13 protein-coding genes are annotated in these 16,627 nt (G+C 65.5%); 5 read left to right on the top strand and 8 right to left on the bottom strand.

The window, feature by feature from the left end:
• Window positions 1–111: 111 nt before the first annotated feature.
• The 3 genes from ACI48D_RS24540 to ACI48D_RS24550 all read right to left on the bottom strand — a co-directional run bounded on the left by ACI48D_RS24540 (window position 112) and on the right by ACI48D_RS24550 (window position 2,114).
• Complete coding sequence (locus tag ACI48D_RS24540; protein ID WP_435573861.1) at window positions 112–486, bottom strand: bleomycin resistance protein; 375 nt, start codon at window positions 484–486, stop codon at window positions 112–114.
• A 78-nt stretch (window positions 487–564) separates the two neighbouring features.
• The gene (locus ACI48D_RS24545) at window positions 565–1,695 is read right to left on the bottom strand and encodes a sensor histidine kinase (RefSeq protein WP_435573862.1); all 1,131 of its coding nucleotides are present in this window, start codon (window positions 1,693–1,695) and stop codon (window positions 565–567) included.
• Window positions 1,696–1,883: 188 nt separating this feature from the next.
• A complete protein-coding gene (locus ACI48D_RS24550; RefSeq protein WP_435573863.1) occupies window positions 1,884–2,114 on the bottom strand; it encodes a hypothetical protein in 231 nt (76 codons plus the stop codon).
• A gap of 165 nt (window positions 2,115–2,279) precedes the next feature.
• On the opposite strand from ACI48D_RS24550, the gene ACI48D_RS24555 reads away from it, so the two are divergent.
• Both ACI48D_RS24555 and ACI48D_RS24560 read left to right on the top strand, forming a co-directional pair.
• Window positions 2,280–5,585 carry an MHYT domain-containing protein gene (locus ACI48D_RS24555; RefSeq protein ID WP_435573864.1) on the top strand — a complete coding sequence of 1,102 codons (3,306 nt, stop codon included), beginning with the start codon at window positions 2,280–2,282 and terminating at the stop codon, window positions 5,583–5,585.
• The gene (locus ACI48D_RS24560; RefSeq protein WP_435573865.1) at window positions 5,582–6,592 is read left to right on the top strand and encodes a response regulator; all 1,011 of its coding nucleotides are present in this window, start codon (window positions 5,582–5,584) and stop codon (window positions 6,590–6,592) included. Before ACI48D_RS24555 ends, ACI48D_RS24560 begins: the two co-directional genes overlap by 4 nt.
• Before the next feature lie 34 nt (window positions 6,593–6,626).
• Here the strand turns inward: ACI48D_RS24560 and ACI48D_RS24565 are convergent, their stop codons facing one another.
• From ACI48D_RS24565 to ACI48D_RS24585, 5 genes are all read right to left on the bottom strand, one after another.
• Entirely contained in the window at window positions 6,627–7,778 is a 1,152-nt protein-coding gene (locus ACI48D_RS24565; RefSeq protein WP_435573866.1) for a glycosyltransferase family 4 protein, read from the bottom strand.
• A gap of 24 nt (window positions 7,779–7,802) precedes the next feature.
• Window positions 7,803–8,921: a glycosyltransferase family 4 protein gene (locus ACI48D_RS24570; RefSeq protein ID WP_435573867.1), complete on the bottom strand. Its 1,119-nt coding sequence runs from the start codon at window positions 8,919–8,921 to the stop codon at window positions 7,803–7,805.
• On the bottom strand, window positions 8,918–9,859 hold the full coding sequence (locus ACI48D_RS24575; protein WP_435573868.1) for a GDP-mannose 4,6-dehydratase: 942 nt from the start codon (window positions 9,857–9,859) through the stop codon (window positions 8,918–8,920). Before ACI48D_RS24575 ends, ACI48D_RS24570 begins: the two co-directional genes overlap by 4 nt.
• 1 nt (window position 9,860) lies before the next feature.
• Complete coding sequence (gene gmd / locus ACI48D_RS24580; protein WP_435573869.1) at window positions 9,861–10,904, bottom strand: GDP-mannose 4,6-dehydratase; 1,044 nt, start codon at window positions 10,902–10,904, stop codon at window positions 9,861–9,863.
• A 333-nt stretch (window positions 10,905–11,237) separates the two neighbouring features.
• Window positions 11,238–13,550 (bottom strand): NADP-dependent malic enzyme, encoded by a 2,313-nt coding sequence (locus ACI48D_RS24585; RefSeq protein ID WP_435573870.1) that lies wholly within the window; start codon window positions 13,548–13,550, stop codon window positions 11,238–11,240.
• Between the two features lie 194 nt (window positions 13,551–13,744).
• On the opposite strand from ACI48D_RS24585, the gene ACI48D_RS24590 reads away from it, so the two are divergent.
• The 3 genes from ACI48D_RS24590 to ACI48D_RS24600 all read left to right on the top strand — a co-directional run bounded on the left by ACI48D_RS24590 (window position 13,745) and on the right by ACI48D_RS24600 (window position 16,607).
• Entirely contained in the window at window positions 13,745–14,365 is a 621-nt protein-coding gene (locus ACI48D_RS24590; RefSeq protein WP_435573871.1) for a flavin reductase family protein, read from the top strand.
• Between the two features lie 162 nt (window positions 14,366–14,527).
• Window positions 14,528–15,829 carry an MFS transporter gene (locus tag ACI48D_RS24595; protein ID WP_435573872.1) on the top strand — a complete coding sequence of 434 codons (1,302 nt, stop codon included), beginning with the start codon at window positions 14,528–14,530 and terminating at the stop codon, window positions 15,827–15,829.
• A 25-nt stretch (window positions 15,830–15,854) separates the two neighbouring features.
• A complete protein-coding gene (locus ACI48D_RS24600) occupies window positions 15,855–16,607 on the top strand; it encodes a maleate cis-trans isomerase family protein (protein ID WP_435573873.1) in 753 nt (250 codons plus the stop codon).
• The last annotated feature ends 20 nt before the right edge of the window (window positions 16,608–16,627 follow it).

Below are 16,627 nucleotides of genomic sequence, written 5' to 3' on the forward strand. Positions count from 1 at the left end.
GTCTCGAGACCCCGCACCAGACGCGAAAAATACCTGAATTCGACCACCGTGGCATCCGATGCTGGTTTGTCGTCTCGACTCGGGCGCAAAACCTATTTGTTCAGCGCTTCCCTAGCTTTTCTGCTTTTCCTGCTCCACGAACGCAATACACACCCCCGACGGATCGATGATCGAGAACTCGCGCGTGCCCCATGGCCGGATGCCGAGCGCGCCGTTCGGGTGGGTGCAGCCGGTCGCCTGGCAGCGCTCGTACAGCGCATCGACCCCGTCGACGACGATGCGCAGGCTGGTCTGGTCGGCCAGGTACTTGTCTTCATTAAAAAACAGGTTCAGCCAGGCTGAATCGCGCCCGACGATCGCGAACCGGGCCGGTTCGCCGTCGCGGTAGTCCAGTTCGAAACCGAGCGCGTCGCGGTAGAAGCGGATGGCTTCCTCGACGTCGCGGGCGGGGACCAGGGGAGAGACGCTCAAGAAACGGGTAGACATCGGATCCTCATGGGAAGCGCCGGGCGGACGCCGGCTGGCCCGTCCAAGATACCCCTGAGTTATCTACCGGTCAACAAACTAGACCGCCGGCTCCTGATACGGCCGCGCATCGACCGGCACGTCGATCACGAACACCGTCCCGGACTCCGCATCGCTGAACACCATCGCGCTGCCGCCATGGCTCTGCGCCACCATGCGCACGTAAGGCAGGCCCAGGCCCCAGCTGCCGGTCGACGATTCACCGGCCCCCTGCGAGCGTACGAACTGCTGGAAGATCGCCTCGAACTCGCCCGGCGGAATCGGCTTGCCCTGGTTGCGCACCGCGATGACGGCGCGCGCGTTGTCGACGTTCAGGTGGATGTCGATCGGCGTGCCGGGATCACCGTATTTCTGCGCGTTGTTGAGGAGGTTTTCCAGCGCCCGCTCGAGGGCCGCATGGCTCCACCAGCCGCGCACGGCGACGCCCTGGATGCGTACCTCGGCGCCCTGGTAGTCGCGGGCCCGCTGGGCAACCGATTCGACCAGCGTCAGCATGTCGAACTCGGTCAGCGTCAGCCTGAGGCGGTCGCCGGCCTGCATCGACAGCGCGTCCAGCAGTTCCTCCAGCATGGTCGCCATCCGCTCGCCGTTCTTGACGATGCGTCCCGCCCACTCGGCGATCGCGGGCGGCGGGTTCAGGCGCAGGATCAGCTGCGCGCCCATGGCGATGTTCGACACCGGCTGGCGCAGGTCGTGCGCGAGCGCGCCGGCGAAGCGTTCGCGCATCGAATTCGCCGCCACCACGAACGACCGTACGCTCTCGCGCACCGCCAGGTCGATGCTCAGGTGCAGGGCGCGCCGCTCGGGGCTGGTCAATGCGATCTCGTGCGCTTCCAGCATATCGAACAGCACGCTGCGGAAGATCTGGAATTCGGCCAGGATGGCTTCGGCGTCGTAGTCGGTCAGGGTGGCGCGCTCGACCCCATGTTCGGCGCCGATGCTCGAGACGTCGATACCGTCGCGTTCGAAATAGGCCGGCGTCAGGACCGCGCACATGCACTCGTACAACACCGGCATCGTGTCGATCAGCACCGGATGGCTCAGCTTGCCAGTGCGCGGCAGCACCTGGCACAACTGCTCCTCCCAGACGCGCAGGACGGCGTCGCGCAGCGACAGCATGCGCAGGGAAGCGATCGAAAAACGGTCGGTCGGGATAAGGGAAGCCGCCACGCGTGCACCTTGGGAACGGGATTGCCGATTTTTCATCATACCCAAATCACCCGTTCCGGGTCGCACGCGCGTGCCCGCAGGAACTCAGCGCCCGTGCCGAACGCTACCGTCGTCGTAGCGGTGCTGGATGCGCTGCAAGCTGCCGTCGCGTTCCATCGCCGCGCGTGCGCAGGTACTGGTCGCGCGCATCACCGTTGTAGGTGCGCGGTGGTGAGGAACAGGCGCGATACCGGCTCTGCCTGGGACGCGGCGCAGCCGAGGGCAAGCATGGCAGCCACAATCACCGTCTTCATTCGCATGGCGCGCCCATTGCCAACGCTGCCAGCCGGCAGCGACCTGTAGACATGGCATACCAGCAACATCGAACGCGCGGCCAGCCATGACAACTCGACAATTTTCATCAATTTGGTGGCGCTCACGCGACAGCATTTGTTACCTGTCAGGGACTATCCCTTGTTCACCAACATTTTCCTATGAGAAAGTGACATACTTGCGGGCCCGCAAAATTTATCGTCATTTTCCTCATTTTTATGCCGTTTTCATTGTTCAAGGTACCGGACGATCCATCCCTGCTGAGTTACGGAATGTACACGCCCGGGCTGGTGATCCTGTCGGTGCTGGTGGCGATCTTCGCTTCCTGGATGGCGCTGCTGATCGCCGGCCAGGCCGCCGTCAACCGCAGCCAGCGCTGGATCGTGCTCGGCACCGGCAGCCTCGCACTGGGCACCGGCGTGTGGGCAATGCACTTCATCGGCATGCTGGCCTTCGACCTGTGCACCGACGTCGACTACGATCCGGTCGCCACTATCATCTCGGGCGTGCCGAGCATCGCCGCCTCCTTCGTCGCGCTGTGGCTGATCGCGCGCGAGCGCCTGGGCGGCTGGGGCCTGCTGGCGGGCGGCGTGGTGGTCGGCGCCGGCATCGGCGTGATGCACTACGCGGGCATGGCCGGCATGCGCATGGGTCTCGAACTGCGCTACGACCCCTGGATGTTCCTGCTGTCGATCGTGGTCGCGGTGGTGCTGGCGACGTTGGCGCTGTGGGTGCGCTTCGGGCTGTCCAGCCTGTCGCACCGGCTGAGCGAATCGCGGCGCCTGCTGCTGGCTGCCGTCGTGATGGGCTGCGCCATCGCCGGCATGCACTACACCGGCATGGAGGCCGCACGCTTCGTCGGGCGCGCCACGCTGAGTCCGCAAAAGGCGGCTTCCGATACCTTCTTGGCACTGGCAATCAGCTTGATCACGGTCGCCTTCACCATCTTCGTGCTGGGCGCCAACGGCCTGCTGCGCTACCGCCAGCTGTTCCGCGACCTGTCGCGCAGCGAAGCCTGGATGCGCGCCCTCCTGACCACCACGGTGGACGGCGTGGTCACGGTCGACCGTAACGGCATCATCCTCGAATTCAACGCCTCGGCCGAGCGCATCTACGGCTGGAAGCGCGACGAGATCGTCGGCCGGAACATCCGCCTCCTGATCGCCAACGAGGAAGCCTCCGCGCAAGCCGGCCTGCTGCGCGCGCTCGATGCCGGCGAGGTCACGCCCGGCGCCCAGAGCGCCGACGTCACCGGCCGCCGCAAGGACGGCAGCATCGTACCGATCCGGCGCGCAGTGGGCCATGCGCGCCTGGACGACAAGGACTTGTTCGTCTGCTTCATCACCGACATCAGCGGGCGCCGCGCGATGGAACAGGCGCTGCGCGCCAGCGAGCAGCAATTCCGCTCCCTGATCGGCAACATCCCCGGGATTTCCTACCGCAGCCTGCTGGAAGGCGCCCAGCCGATGGTGTTCCTCAGCGACGCCGTCGAGCGCGTGACCGGCTATCCGGTCGCCGACTTCCTCGGCGACTGCCCGCGCCGCCGCTTCGCCAACCAGATCCATGCCGCGGACCGCGTCCGGGTCTCGGAAGCGATCGCCGCGGCACTGCGCGAGAACCGCCCCTACCTGGTCGAATACCGCCTGCTGCATGCCGACGGCAGTACCCGCTGGCTGTGGGAAAACGGCACCGGCGTGTGCAACGATGCCGGCCAGCCGCACTGGCTGGACGGCGTGATCCTCGACATCACCGAACGCCGCGCGATGGAAGACGCGCTGCGCCGGGCGAAGGAGAACGCCGAGCAGGCCGCCGCCGCGCGCGCCAGCTTCGTGGCCAACATGAGCCATGAGATCCGCACGCCGATGAATTCGATCCTCGGCTTCACCGACGTGCTGCTCGACGGCGAACTGGCGCCGGAACAGCGGCGCCACTTGGATACCATTCGCAGCGCCGGCCGCGCGCTGCTGCGCCTGCTCAACGAGATCCTCGACACCGCCAAGCTGGAGAAAGGCGCCGTCGAACTCGAGCACAACGACTACAACCTGCTGTCCCTGATCGACGAGCTGTCGTCGACCTTGGCCGCCAATGCGCGCGCCAAGGGCCTGCACGTCGACGTCCACTACGATCCGGCCCTGCCGACTTGCCTGCGCGGCGACGAGCTGCGGGTACGCCAGGTGCTGACCAACCTGCTCGACAACGCCATCAAGTTCACCGAAAAGGGCAGCGTCACCCTGCGCGCCGAGCTGCAGGGCGAGCAGCTGCACTTCGAGGTGCGCGACACCGGCATCGGCATCGCGCCGGAGCGCCTGCAAGCCATCTTCGATCCGTTCACCCAGGCCGACGCCTCGATGACGCGCCGCTTCGGCGGCACCGGCCTTGGCACCACGATCAGCAAGCAGCTGGTCGAGCTCATGGGCGGCAGGATCTGGGCCGAGAGCGAACCGGGCCAGGGCGCCGTCTTCCACGTGGTGCTGCCGCTGGTGCTGGCGCGCTTCGCGCCGCAGCAGCCGCGCGTGCGCACCCCTGCCGCCCTGCCGCCGCTGCGCGTGCTGGTGGCCGACGACGTGCCGCAGAACCAGGAACTGCTGCAGCTGCTGCTGGCCCGCCGCGGCCACACCATGACCGCCGCCGGCGATGGCGCGCAGGTGGTCGAGCTGGCTGCGCGCGAGGAGTTCGACGTGATCCTGATGGACTTCCAGATGCCGGTCATCGACGGCTTGAGCGCGACCCGCCTGATCCGCCAGCAGGCGGAAAGCACCGGCCGCGCGCGCGTGCCGGTGATCGCGATGACGGCCAGCGTGCTGGCCGAGCACCGCCGCGCCAGCGTCGACGCCGGCATGGACGGCTTCGCCAGCAAGCCGGTCGACTGGTTCGCGCTGTCGCACGAGATCGCGCGCGTGCTGGGACTGGGCAGCGTACAGCATGATCCTGAGCTGCCGGCCCAGGAACGCATGCTGCTGAACCGCCAGGCCGGCCTGCGCCGCTGGAGCGGCAAGGAAGACGCCTATATCGAAGCGCTGGCGCATTTCGAAACCCGGCACGCCGACGTGGCGCTGCTGCTTTCGGCGCAGGCCGCGCAGGCCGACTACCGCGCCATGCGCATGCTGGCCCACAAGGTGCGCGGCGTTGCCGCCAACCTCGGCCTGGAACTGCTGGCCGATGCCCTCGGCAAGCTCGAAAGCCTGGTCGACGGCGACAGCGGCAAGCTGTACCCGGGCCTTGAGGCCACGCTGCAGGAGACGCTGGCCCAGCAGTGCGTGCTACTCGACGGCGCGCTGGCGGAGATCCGCGCGGCCCAGCCGCTACCCACCGCCAAGCCGGCCCAGACCGCGCGTCCGGGCGTCGACCTGGAGCGCGCCAGGCGCGCCGGCGGGGTGCTGCGCGATGCCCTGCGCCGCGGCGGGCTGGACGACGCCGCCTCGGCCGGCCTGGCGGCCGCGCTGACCGGCCATCCGCTGGCCACCCGCGCGGCCCAGGTGCACGCCGCGATCGCCGATTTTGATTTTGAACTGGCCCTGCAACAGCTCGACGCCGTGCTGGGCGCCATCGATGACCTGGCACAGGAGATGACCGAATGAGTACCGTCAACCTTCCGCTGATCCTTGCGGTCGACGACGAAGCAAGCAACCTGCAACTGCTGCGCCAGATCCTGCAGGACAACTACCGCCTGCGTTTTGCCAAGGACGGCCCGCGCGCGCTCGAACTGGTGCGCGAGGAATGCCCCGACCTGGTCCTGCTGGACGTGATGATGCCGGGCATGAGCGGCTATGAAGTCTGCGCGGCCCTCAAGGCCGATCCGCGCACCGCAAGCGTCCCGGTGATCTTCGTGACCGCGCTGACCGACACCGACGACGAGCTGGAAGGCTTCGAGGCCGGCGCGGTCGACTACATCACCAAGCCGGTCAGCCCGCCGGTCGTGCGTGCGCGCGTGCGCACCCACCTGTCGCTGGTGCGCATGGAAGAGCTGCGCGCGACGCGCCTGGAGATCGTCCAGCGCCTCGGCCTCGCCGCTGAATACAAGGACAACGAGACCGGCCTGCACGTGATCCGCATGAGCCACTTCTCGCGCATCCTCGGCCTGGCGGCCGGCATGAGCGAGACGGAAGCCGACGACCTGCTGCACGCGGCGCCGATGCACGACGTCGGCAAGATCGGCATCCCCGACCGCATCCTGCAGAAACCCGGGCCGCTCGACCCGGACGAATGGAAGATCATGCAGAGCCACGCCACCATCGGTGCCGAGATCATCGGCGAGCACCAGGGCGGCATGCTGGCGCTGGCGCGCAACATCGCCCTGACCCACCACGAGAAATGGGACGGCAGCGGCTATCCGCAGGGGCTGGCCGGCAAGGAGATCCCGCTGGAAGGCCGGATCACCGCGATCGCCGACGTGTTCGACGCCCTGACCTCGGTACGCCCGTACAAGAAAGCCTGGAGCGAACAGGAAGCGCTCGATTTCCTGGTCGAGCAGAAGGGCAGGCATTTCGATCCGGCCCTGGTCGATCTGTTCATGGGCCAGATGCCGGCGATCCGCGCGATCCGCCAGCGCTGGGCGGAAGATGCGCAGGAACTGAAGGCCGCCTGACTCGTAGGGTGGGCACCACGTGCCCACGCGGGCGTCAGCCCAGCCGCGTTGCCGGCGTCAATCCCACCTGCTCGCGCCGCGCCACCAGCTCCTGGTACAGGCTGGCGTATCCGTCGGCCATCTGCTCGGCGGTGAACAGCTGCCAGTACCTGGCCTCGGCGCGGCCGCCCATTTCCCGGGCCAGCTGCGGATCGTCCCACAGGGTGCGCATCGCCGCCCGCAGGGCTACATGGTCGGACGGTGGAACCACCAGGCCGGTCTGCTGGTGGATGTTGATATAGGTGGTTCCGGTGCCGATCTCGCTCGAGATCATCGGCTTGCCGAACATCGCACCTTCCAGCAGCGAGATCCCGAAGGCCTCCGAGCGCAGGTGCGAGGGGAAGGCCACCGCATAGCACAGCTTGAGCAGCGCGACCTTGTCCAGCTCATCCACCTTACCGACGAACATCACGTTCTTCAAGCCCAGGCGCTCGGCATGGGCCTTCAGCTCCTGCTCGATCGGGCCGGCGCCGACGATCACCACCGGGTAATCGGTGCCCGCCACCGCATCCAGCAGGATGTGCAGCCCCTTGTAGTAGCGCAGTACGCCGACGAACAGGAAGAACTTCGGCCCGACCTTGGCGCGCCAGTGGTCCAGGCGCGCCTGGTCCGGTTCCGGATAGCTGGACTTGTCGAGGCCGAAGGTGATCACGCGGCTCTTGTCGCGGTAGCGGTCCAGCACTGCGGACGAGCCCATGTAGTTGGGCGAGGTCGCCACGATCGCGTCGACGCTCTGCAGGAAACGGTGCTGCAGCGGCTGGTACAAGCGCAGCAGGGCTTTCTGGCGCACGATGTCGGAATGGTAGGTCACCACGGTGGGCTTGTTCACGCGCGCCAGGAAGTGGGCCAGGTCCATGAAGGGCCAGGGAAAGTGGTAGTGCACGACGTCGGCATCCGCCGCCATGCGCGCCAGCTGCGAGACGGCCTGCATCGACACCGCGTTCGACGCCAGCTCGAAGTTCTGCGGCACCCGGTGCACCATGTGCCCCTCGAACTCGAAGGGCTGGAGATCGGGCTTGCGCGACAGCGACAGCACCTGGTTGGTCACCCCCAGCCGCCCGGTCCCGACGCACATCTGGCGGATGACCTGTTCGATCCCGCCCACCGAATCGGGATAGTAGGTCTTGTAGAAGTGAAGGATACGCATGGCTTTATCGCGGATAGCTAGTCTTCAGATGAGTGAACGGTAGACGGCGGCAGTCCGGCGTGCCGTCGCATTCCATGTCAGCTGGGCCGCGCGCGCGCGCCCGGCGGTAATGCAACGGGCCCGCAGCGCGGGTTCCCGCACCAGTGACAGCATGGCTTCGCCGATCGCACCAAGGTCGAGCGGGTCGACTTCGAGCGCCGCACCGGCCGACACCTCGGGCAGCGAGGTCAGGTTCGAGGCCACCACCGGCACCCCCGACGCGAATGCCTCGACCACGGGAATGCCGAAGCCCTCGTACAGCGAAGGAAACACGAACACGCCGGCACCGGCATACACATGGCGCAACTGGTCGCTGTCGGTCAGGCGGTTCAGCCAGAGCACACCGGCGCCGTTCTGGACCGCGGCGGCGATACGGCGCAACAGCTCCTCCGAGCGGGCACCGGCGTTGCCGACGATGACCAGTTGGCGCTCGTCGCGCACCGCCCGCGGCAGCGCCAGGTAGGCTTCCAGCAGGCGTTCGACGTTCTTGCGCGGCTGCAGCGTGCCGACGAACAGAAAATAGCCAGGCCGCAGACCACAGGCTTCCAGCGTGGCCGCGACTTCGCCGGCCGCCGGCGGCGCCAGCCATTCCTCGTCGACGCCGTTCGGCACCACCGAAATGCGGCGCTCATCGACGCCGAAACAGTCGACCAGCTCCTCGATCGCATAGTGCGACACGGCGATCACGTGGTCGGCCTTCTGCGCCGCCTTGCGCTGCAGCCAGTTCTTCATTCCGCGCAGGCGCGGGTTGCACCACTCCGGATGCTTGATCGGCAGCGCGTCATGCAGGGTCGCCACCACCGGGCAATCCATCCGCGCCACGCGGTAGTCGGTGACGTGGAAGACGTCGAGCGGCATGTGGATCCGGTGCGCGCCTGGCGTCAGCAGATCGGTCACGGTGGCGTGCCCGAAGGATTGCGGCATTGCCCGGCCCACGCTCGGCGGCGTGTTCCCGGCGGGCCAGGAGAACGGCGCCACCTCGCAATCGGCATCCGGCAAGTGGCGCAACAGGGCCTGGGTGTAGACCCCGATGCCGTCCAGCCGTCCTCCAGTGAAACCCGGTTCGATCATGGTCGTCCCCAGGCCGACTCGCACTCCGCTCACGCCGTATACATCCAGCGCAGCGTTTCAAGCAGCGGGGTCGGCTCGACCTTGCCGATGACCCCGGCCAGCTTGGCGTTGCTGCCGGTGAGCGTGAGTACCTCGTTGGCGCGCACGAAAGCCGGATTGACGTGCACTTCGATACGGTAGCCGGCGATCTCGCTCATCATGTCGATCAGGCTTTCGAGCGAATGCGGATGGCCCGAGCAGACGTTGAAGGCCTCGCCGCCGGGTGCGGCAGCCAGCAGCCGGCGGTAGCACTTCGCCACCAGGCGCACGTCGGAAAAGTCGCGCGCGATCGCCAGGTTGCCCAGCTCGATGCGCCGCGCCTCCTTGCGGAAGTGCGACACGATCTTCGGCAGCAGGAAGTTCTCGGCCTGGCCCACGCCGGTGTAGTTGAACGGGCGCGCGATCGTGATCGGCAGCTTGTCCATCCACAGGCGCGCCATATATTCCATCGCCAGCTTGCTGACCGCGTAGTCGTTGGCCGGCGCCGGACGCACGTTCTCGTCGATGACGGGGACGTCGGCGTTGCCGTAGATGTTGGCGGAGGAAGCCAGCAGCACGCTGGACGGCTTGTGCGTACCGGCCGCCAGCGCTTCCAGCAGGTTGCGCGTGCCGACCACGTTGACGCGGTACATCTGGTCGGCATCGTTGTGCGCCACGAAGGCGATACCGGCCAGGTGCACCACCACGTCCGGCCGCACCTGTTCGATCGCCGCGGCAACCGAAACACGGTCGAGCAGGTCGACGGCGAAGATGTCCGGACCGGTCGGCTCGCCCGGCAGCACGGTGCCGTGGACGTGGTAACCGGCCGCGCTCAGCTCGCGCGCCATGTAGTAGCCGGTGAAGCCACGCAGCCCGGTGATCAGGGCACGTTTGCCCTCGCCTTCGCGCGGTTCGGCCAGGCCAATGATCTCTTCCGTGACCATGCGGTTCATGTCAGAACGAGAAACCCAATTCGTTGCGGCGCAGGTCGGCGTCGACCATCATCTGGCACAGTTGCTCGAGGTTGGTGGTCGCCTTCCAGCCGAGTTCGCGCTGGGCCTTGCTGGAATCGCCGATCAGCAGATCGACCTCGGCCGGACGGTAGAATTTCGGCGAGACGCGCACCAGCAGCTTGCCGGTACGGCCACAGTGGCCGGTCTCTTCCTCGCCCTGGCCCTGCCATTCGATATCGATGCTGGCGCCCTTGAAGGCCATGGTCACGAAGTCGCGCACGGTCTCGGTGCGGTTGGTCGCCAGCACGTAGGTGTCCGGCTGGTCGACCTGCAGCATGCGCCACATGCCTTCCACGTATTCACGCGCATAGCCCCAGTCGCGCTTGGCGTCCAGGTTGCCCAGCTCGAGCACGTCGAGCTTGTTGAGCACGATCTTGGCCACCGAGTCGGTGATCTTGCGGGTCACGAATTCGCGGCCGCGCAGCGGCGACTCATGGTTGAACAGGATGCCGGAGCTGCCGAAGATGCCGTAAGACTCGCGGTAATTGACCGTCATCCAGTGCGCATACAACTTGGCCACGCCATACGGGCTGCGCGGGTAGAACGGGGTGCTCTCGACCTGCGGCACGGCCTGGACCTTGCCGAACATCTCGGAGGTCGATGCCTGGTAGAAGCGCGCCTTCGGATGGACGATGCGGATCGCTTCCAGCAGGTTGACCGCGCCCAGGCCGGTGATCGAGGCGGTCGTGACCGGCTGCTCGAACGAAACGCCGACGAAACTCTGTGCCGCCAGGTTATAGACTTCGTCCGGGCGGGAGGATTCCATCAGGCGGATGCTGGAGGACAAGTCGGTCAGGTCGTACTCGACCAGCGACAGGTTCGGGTGGTTCTCGATGCCCAATTCCGCGATACGCCAGAAGTTGACCGAGCTCGACCGGCGGAAGGTACCCGTTACGTGATACCCTTTTTCCAGGAGCAATTGCGCAAGATAAGCGCCATCCTGGCCCGTAATGCCGGTAATTAGGGCTCTTTTCGTTGTTTGCATGTTCTAGATATTTTCAGGTGCTGGTCGAGGATGCCACCGCGGCAGGCGGCCGGCGTTCGGGAGAGTCCGGACCAGATGATTCCGACAAACCCCGCATTGTAACAGAGTCAATGCTTCAAGCCTTGCACGGGAGAAATCGTGCAAAATAAACAACATATGCTTGATTATTATCACCTGAAATGCTTGAACGACGGCGCGTGATTACGCATTGTTACGTCTGCCTCAACAATTATTACAAAATCTTTAAATGTAAGGAACTTCTACATTTTTAAGACGCCGAGAATGGAAAAAGGCCGCGCGAACGGCCTTTTTGCCTGATGAAATTGTAAAATTTCAGCGTGCGGAGACGGCGTCCACCACGCACAAGGCCGTCATGTTGACGATCCGGCGCACGGTCGCCGACGGCGTCAGGATATGCACAGGACGGGCACAGCCCAGCAGCACCGGACCGACGGCGATGCCGTTGCCGGCCGCAGTCTTGAGCAGGTTGTAGGCGATGTTGGCGGCGTCGATGTTCGGCATTACCACCAGGTTGGCGTCGCCCTTCAGCGTCGATTGCGGCATGATCTTCGCGCGCAGCTTCGAATCCAGTGCGGCGTCGCCGTGCATCTCGCCGTCGACTTCCAGGTCCGGGGCCTTTTGCTGCACCAGCGCCAGTGCCGCGCGCATCTTGGTGGCCGACTCGCTGTTCGAGGTGCCGAAGTTCGAATGCGACAGCAGGGCCACGCGCGGGCTGATGCCGAAGCGTTCCAGCTCCTCGGCCGCCATGATCGTGATCTCGGCCAGCTCTTCCGCGGTCGGGTTCTCGTTGACGTGGGTGTCGACCATCGCCAGCTGACGCTCTTCGGTGATCACGAAGTTCATCGCCGCATAGACGTTGCTGCCGGCGCGCTTGCCCAGCACCTTGTCGATGAATTCCAGGTGCGTCTGGGTGGTGCCGTACGTGCCGCAGATCATGCCGTCGGCATCGCCCTTGTGGATCATCATCGCGCCGATCAGGGTATGGCGGCGGCGCATCGCCAGCTTGGCCATGTCCGCGGTCACGCCCTTGCGCATCACCATCTGGTGGTAGGTCTGCCAGTAGTCGCGGTAGCGCTCGTCGAAGTCCGGATTGATGACGTCGAAGTGCAGGCCGAGCTTCAGGCGCAGGCCGAACTTCTCGATGCGCTGTTCCAGCACGGCCGGGCGGCCGACCAGGATCGGGCGCGCCAGCTTCTCGTCGACCACCACCTGCACCGCGCGCAGCACGCGCTCGTCCTCGCCCTCGGCGTAGACGATGCGCTTGAGCTCTGGCGGGGTGCTCTTGGCGATCTGGAACAGCGGCTTCATGAAGGAGCCGCTGCGGTATACGAACTGCTGCAGGCTCTCGGCGTAGGCGGCCAGGTCCTGGATCGGACGGCTGGCGACGCCGCCGTCCATCGCGGCCTTCGCCACCGCTGGCGCGATGTGGGTCAGCAGGCGCGGATCGAACGGCATCGGGATCAGGTATTCCGGACCGAATGACAGGTTCGAGATGCCGTAGGCGGAGGCCACGATGTCCGACTGCTCGGCGTGGGCCAGCTCGGCGATCGCGTGCACCACCGCGATCTCCATCTCGCGCGTGATGGTGGTCGCGCCGCAGTCCAGCGCGCCGCGGAACATGTAGGGGAAGCACAGGACGTTGTTGACCTGGTTCGGGTAGTCCGAACGGCCGGTCGCGATGATCACGTCGCTGCGCACGGCTTTCGCGTCTTCCGGCAGGATTTCCGGGTTCGGGTTGGCCAGCGCCAGGATCAGCGGATTCGGCGCCATCGTCGCCACCATCTCGGGCTTGAGCACGCCGCCGGCGGACAGCCCCAGGAAGATGTCGGCGCCGGGGATCACCTCGGCGAGACTCCTGTGCGGGGTGTCCTGGGCGAAGCGTTCCTTGTCCGGGTCCATCAGCTCGGTGCGGCCCTTGTAGACCACGCCGGCCAGGTCGGTGACGTAAATATTCTCGATCGGGAAGCCGAGGTCGACGATCAGGTCGAGGCAGGCCAGCGCCGCCGCGCCCGCGCCCGACACCACCAGCTTGCAGTTCTTGATGTCCTTGCCGACCACTTTCAAGCCGTTCAGGATGGCGGCGCCGACGATGATCGCGGTGCCGTGCTGGTCGTCGTGGAAGACCGGGATCTTCATCCGCTCGCGCAGCTTGCGCTCGATGTAGAAGCACTCCGGCGCCTTGATGTCTTCCAGGTTCACGCCGCCGAAAGTGGGCTCGAGCGCGGCGATCACCTCGATCAGCTTGTCCGGATCGTTCTCGTTGATCTCGATGTCGAAGACGTCGATGCCGGCGAACTTCTTGAACAGCACGCCCTTGCCTTCCATGACCGGCTTGCTGGCCAGCGGGCCGATATTGCCCAGGCCGAGGACCGCGGTGCCGTTCGAGATGACCGCGACCAGGTTGCCGCGCGCCGTGTATTTATACGAGTTGGCCGGGTCCTTGACGATCTCCTCGCAGGGAGCCGCGACGCCCGGCGAGTAGGCCAATGCCAGGTCGCGCTGATTCAGCAGCTGCTTGGTCGCGGTGACCGAAATCTTGCCGGGCCGGGGAATCTGGTGATATTCGAGCGCTGCAGCACGCAGTTGTTGGCGTAATTCTTCTTTTTTATCGATTGACGAATCCATGCTATGCAGGCCTTCCTGTACTGGCTGACTGGGGGCTTGTGATTTTAGCAGAGTGAATCCTCTAATCGTGTAGGTATTTTTACCGACGCCATGTTTACGCTTGCGAACATGGATCGCGCGGCCGATCGCTCGGCAGGCATGGTGCCAGCCCGGCCGGATAATGTATCGTTGCGATCCCAGCCAAGGAGATGCCCATGTCCGATCCGATCCATTTCTATGAACCGCGCGAGGGCCACCGTTTGCCGCACGATCCCTTCAACGCCATCGTCGGGCCGCGCCCGATCGGCTGGATTTCGTCGCGCAGCAGCACCGGTGCGTTGAACCTCGCCCCCTACAGCTTCTTCAACGCTTTCAACTACACCCCGCCGATCGTCGGATTTGCCAGCATCGGCTACAAGGACACCGTGCGCAACATCGAGCAGACCGGCGAATTCTCATGGAATCTGGTCACCCGCCCGCTGGCCGAGGCCATGAACCAGACCTGTGCCCCGGTGCCGCCGGAAACCAGCGAGTTCGCCCTGGCCGGCCTGACGCCCGCCGATTCGCGCGTGATCTCGGTGCCGCGCGTGGCCGAGAGCCCGGTCTCGTTCGAGTGCCGCTGCACCCGCATCCTGCAACTGGAAACGGCCGCCGGCGAGAAGGTGCCGACCTGGCTGGTGCTGGGCGAGGTCGTCGGCGTGCACATCGCGCAGTCGCGCCTCAAGGACGGCATCTACGACACCGCGGCGGCCGCCCACGTGCTGCGCGGCGGCGGCCCCGCCGACTATTTCAGCGTCGACGCCACCCAGCTGTTCCATATGTTCCGCCCCAGGTAAGCCGCACCGCCTGTCCTTCCTCCCTGCCCCGCCGTTTGCCATCGCGGTTCGCGATGGCAAACACACCATTGGCTTCTTTACGCCTTTTTCCGGGCGCGTCAGTATTGCAAAAAAGCCCGGCGAGCGACCGGACGGCAAACCCTCGACACTCTCGGAGACAGCATGAAATCAGCATCCCTACAACCGGGCATCGCCCCGGCCGCGTTCAGCGTACGTCAACAATATCTCACTTTGGCCGGCTCCTGGGTTGCCTGGCTGTTCGATGCGCTCGACGCCGGCATTTTCGGCTTCGTGATGCTGGCAATCGCCACCAGTTTCGCCGTGACGATGGGCGACGTGGTGTCCACGGTGGCGTGGTTCCTGCTGGCGACCGGCATTGGCGGCTACTTCCTGGGGAATATCTCGGACAAGATCGGGCGCAAGAAGACCATCGCGCTCTCAGTGTTCGCCTACGGTACCGGTACGCTGATGTGCGGCTTCGCGCACAGCCTGGCCGAACTGAACGCCTACCGCTTCATCGTCGGCATCGCCGTCGGCGGCCTGTGGTCCGCTGCCGCTTCGCTGATCTGCGAAGTCTGGAAGCCGGAAGGCCGCGCCAAGGCGATCGCCTTCATGCAGACCGGCTGGTCGGGCGGCAACCTGCTGGCGGCGGTGTTCGCCTGGAACCTGCTCGATCCAGGCAATCCCGAGGGATGGCGCAAGCTGTTCATCTACGCCAGCCTGCCGGCCTACGCGACCCTGCTGTTCGTGCTGGTGTTCGTCAAGGAGTCGCCGGTCTGGCTCGCCAACCGTGAGTTCATGAAGAAAAACAGCGGTTCCGACGGCCTCCTGAAAATCTTCGCACCGCAATACCTGCGCTCCGTGCTGCTGGCGCTCGCCATCTCCGTGCTGGGCATGCTGGGTTACTGGATCGTCTTCACCTTCACCCCTGCCTTCCTGCAGAAGACGCTGGGCGTGCGCATCGACCAGGCCCCGGTGTTCCTGGTCTGGACCGGCGTCGGCGCGATGCTCGGCTACGTGGCCTACGGCTACCTGGCCGAGAAAGTCGGCCGCCGCATCTCGTTCGCGCTGTTCTTCCTGGGGATGACCATCATGGTACCGGTGTTCACCTTCGGCGCAGCGGCCATGCCGCTGACCAATGGCAAGCTGGCGTTCACGATGCACAACATCGCGACCCTCGGCATCCTCGCCGCCCTGCTCGGTTTCTTCACCGGCTACTTCAGCGGCTTCGGTGCCTGGTATTCGGAACTGTTCCCGACCAGCATTCGCTCGACCGCCTCGGGCTTCTGCTTCAACTTCGGCCGCGTCGGCGCGATAGCCGGCATCAAGCTGGTGCCGGTCCTGATCCCGGTGATCGGCTTCGGCTCCACCATCTCGCTGGCATCGGTGGCCTATTTCGCCGCCGCGCTGATGGTCTTCACCCTGAAGGAAACCAAGGGCACCGTCCTCACCAGCGGCAACTGATTCATCACACAGAAAGCGCTCCACCATGAAAACCTATCGTATCGGCCAGATTGTTCCAAGCTCGAACACGACCATGGAAACCGAGATCCCGGCGATGCTGCTCGCGCGTGCCCAGCAGTTCCCGGACGAACGTTTCACCTTCCATTCGGCGCGCATGCGGATGATGCATGTGACGCCGGAAGAACTCAAAAAGATGGACGTCGACAGCGACCGTTGCGCCCTCGAACTGAGCGACGCCCGCTGCGACGTGCTGGCCTATGCCTGCCTGGTCGCGATCATGTGCCAGGGTCCGGGCTACCACCTGCAGTCGGAACGCCGGCTGTCGGCGACGGTGCGCGAGAACAAGGCGCCGGCGCCTATCGTCAGCTCGGCCGGCGCACTGGTTGACGTGCTCGGCGAGCTCGGCTTCAAGAAGGTGGCGATCATCACGCCTTACATGAAGCCGCTGACCCAGCAGGTCATCGACTACATCGAAGACACCGGCATCCAGGTCACCGATTCGATCAGCCTGGAAGTGTCCGACAACCTGGCGGTGGGCCGCCTCGATCCGATGGACCTGCTCGGGCATGCCGACCGCCTCGACATCAGCGACGCCGACGCCATCGTGCTCTCGGCCTGCGTGCAGATGCCGTCGCTGGCGGCAATCCAGGCGGTCGAGGACCGGCTCGGCAAGCCGGTGCTGTCGGCCGCCGTCGCGACCGTGTACCAGATCCTGAAGCGGCTGGAACTGGCGCCGGTGGTGCCAAATGCCGGCTACCTGCTGTCCGGGAAGTTCTGATCGCCGGGACCGCGCCCTGC

It is taken from the genome of Massilia sp. LXY-6 (assembly GCF_051233485.1).
Lineage (GTDB): Bacteria > Pseudomonadota > Gammaproteobacteria > Burkholderiales > Burkholderiaceae_D > Telluria.